This window comes from Klebsiella sp. 4_1_44FAA, from assembly GCF_000238715.1.
Lineage (GTDB): Bacteria > Pseudomonadota > Gammaproteobacteria > Enterobacterales > Enterobacteriaceae > Klebsiella > Klebsiella pneumoniae.
This window is the reverse complement of the sequence record NZ_JH414805.1, coordinates 141,542-144,240: the sequence shown is the minus strand read 5'-3', so window position 1 is coordinate 144,240 and position 2,699 is coordinate 141,542. Positions and strand designations below refer to the sequence as shown.

Below are 2,699 nucleotides of genomic sequence, written 5' to 3'. Positions count from 1 at the left end.
TTCAGACCCGGTGCCAGCGGTGGTCGGCACCGCGATCAGCGGCAGACGTGGACGCAACTCGCTGTGCTCCGTCATCTCCCCCAGCGTCTGCTCAGGATTGGCGACCAGCAGCGCCACCGCCTTCGCCGCATCCAATACCGATCCACCACCAAAGGCCACCACGCCGTCGCAGCGCGCGTCCCGCAGCTGGGCGACGGCGGCGCAGACATCGGTGACGCAGGGTTCGCCGGCGGGACAGGGCCAGAGAGTCATAGCAATCCCTTTCATCGCCAGGCTACGCTCCAGCCCGGCGGTCATTCCCGCCTGATGGAGAAAACTGTCAACCATGACAAACAGATGCCTAAGGCCCCGGGACTGCGCTTGCGGACCGCAGGCTGCCAGCGCGCCGACGCCGTGCAGCGTCACCGGCGGAACGTTGAAGCTTTTCATTTGCTGAAGATTCAGCGTATCAAAGGCATGGAACAGCGCCGTCTGCAGTTCAGCTTGCATACATCCCCTCCGCTTTTTCCCTCCCGCTGTTGGCGATTGCCAGCGGGGTCATAAACAGGCTGTACTGCGGCAAATGCACCGGTAATGCCGGGAAGCGCTGACGAAACAGCTCATGCACGCCCGGCTGCATACAGGCGCCGCCTGCCAGCCACAAATCGACAATCCCTTGTCCGGCAATATGTCGGGCGACAATTTCGGCCATCTTCTCGTACACCGGCTTAACCACCGGCCAGATCTCCCCGGCGTGGCTACGCTTGTACTGCTCCGCCTCCTCAAGCCCGATGCCGCGATTCCCGGCCAGAGTCAGGGAGATATGGTGGCCGCCGGTGGCTTCATCCGCCGAATACGTCACCCTGCCCTGTTTAACGATGGCGATCCCGGTGGTGCCGCCGCCGATATCCACCACCCCGGCGTTATCGAGCTGCAGCAGATCCGCCACCGCGGTAGGCTCATCCAGCACATGACTGATCTCCAGCCCGGCGGACTCCAGGACATTGATCGAAATGCGCGGATCGGTACCGGGCGGAAACGAGGTCGCCGCATGGGTGAAGCGGCAGCCCAGCTGCTGCTCGAGAGTCGCAAGATGTCGGCGCACGAGGGTGACGGCGCCAAAGAAATCCCAGACGATGCCGTCGCGCACCACGTCGGCCCAGTCAAGGCATACCGCAACCGGCTGGCCGTCACGGTCAACCACCATCGACACCACGTCGCAGGTGCCCAAATCGATGCCCAGCCACAGCGGCGACTCGCTGGCGGCGGGCGCCTGGTTACACAGGGCAGCGGCTTTTTGTAGTCTCGGCGAAAGCCAGCGTTGTTCGTCGTGCGCCATGTTCATCCCTTATACGATTCGAAACGCATCCACCAGTACGCAGCGACGCAGACGAACGAAGGTCCGCGCGCTGGTTACCCCTTCCCCGGTTGGGGTGGTGATGGTCATGGTGGTCCAGCCCTCACCGCCCAGCCCAAGCCCGGCGATGCACGGCCCGTTTTTGACGAAGATGCTGGTGTCGATGGCATTCGCCATCTGGTTCATGTTGTCGATATTGCGCGAGTGCATCGCCGCCGTATGGTGGCAGCCGCCTTCCAGTTGCACCGCCAGGGCGATGGCCTCCTCGACGTTCGCCACCCGCACCACCGGCAGCACCGGCATCATCAGTTCAGTCACCGCAAACGGATGGCTGGCGGGGGTTTCCACGAACAGCAGACGGGTTTGCGCCGGCACCTGCAGGCCAATCGCCGCGGCGATTTTGCCCGCATCGCGGCCGACCCAGTCGCGGCTGACCGTGCCTTTGCCGCGCTCGTCGATATTTTTCAGCAGCAGCGGCTGGAGCTGTTCGGCCTGCGCCGCCGTGAGTTTCACCGCCTGCTGGCCTTCCATCAGGCGCATCAGTTCGTCGGCGACGCTATCGACCACGATCAGCACCTTCTCGTCGGCGCAGATGATGTTGTTATCAAACGAGGCGCCTTTGACGATCGCCTGCGCGGCGCGCGGTAGATCGGCAGTCTCATCCACCACCACCGGCGGGTTGCCAGCCCCGGCGGCGATCAGGCGTTTGTTGGTATGTTTGCGCGCCGCCTCGACCACCGCTTCGCCGCCGGTCACCACCAGCAGGCCGATGCCAGGGTACTTAAACAGCCGCTGGGCGGTGTCGATATCCGGGTTCGCCACGGTCACCAGCAGGTTGGCCGGACCGCCGGCGGCCACTACCGCCTGGTTAAGCAGGGTAATTGCCCTTTGCGAGACCTTTTTCGCCGCCGGATGGGGGGCGAAGACCACGCTGTTGCCGGCGGCTATCAGGCTAATGGCGTTGTTGATCACCGTCGCCGCCGGATTGGTGGACGGCGTCACCGAGGCCACCACGCCCCAGGGCGCATTTTCAATCAGCGTCAGGCCATTATCGCCGGTGAGCACCTGCGGAGTCAGACACTCCACGCCCGGCGTGCCGCGCGCCTGCGCCACGTTTTTGGCAAACTTATCTTCAACGCGTCCCATGCCGGTCTCCGTCACCGCAAGCTCCGCCAGTTCACGGGCATACTTTTCACCCGCCTCACGAATGGCCTGAATCACCTGCTGACGCATCGCCACCCGCTTTAATCCCTGCTGGGCCACCGTTGCCGCCGCGACAGCGTCATCCAGTGAGGCAAAAACGCCCATATCATGAACGGTGCCGGCAGGCTGGCTGCTGTCTTTCATTTTCAGCAGTACCGCT

3 protein-coding genes are annotated in these 2,699 nt (G+C 63.6%); all 3 read right to left on the bottom strand.

Translation table 11 applies throughout. The features are described 5' to 3' along the window. Positions 1–489 (bottom strand): iron-containing alcohol dehydrogenase (locus HMPREF1024_RS04635; RefSeq protein ID WP_009309533.1); only part of this gene is annotated, 489 nt, incomplete at its 3' end. Continuing rightward, the gene (gene eutJ, locus HMPREF1024_RS04640) at positions 479–1,318 is read right to left on the bottom strand and encodes an ethanolamine utilization protein EutJ (RefSeq protein ID WP_009309531.1); all 840 of its coding nucleotides are present in this window, start codon (positions 1,316–1,318) and stop codon (positions 479–481) included. The genes eutJ and HMPREF1024_RS04635, both read right to left, overlap by 11 nt. 9 nt (positions 1,319–1,327) lie before the next feature. After that, positions 1,328–2,699: aldehyde dehydrogenase family protein (locus tag HMPREF1024_RS04645; protein ID WP_009309529.1), on the bottom strand; the 1,372-nt coding region annotated here is incomplete at its 5' end.

What these genes read in the sequence shown, in the direction of transcription:
- eutJ (WP_009309531.1), bottom strand. Translation starts at nt 1,318, where the DNA reads ATGGCGCACGACGAACAACGCTGGCTTTCGCCGAGACTACAAAAAGCC.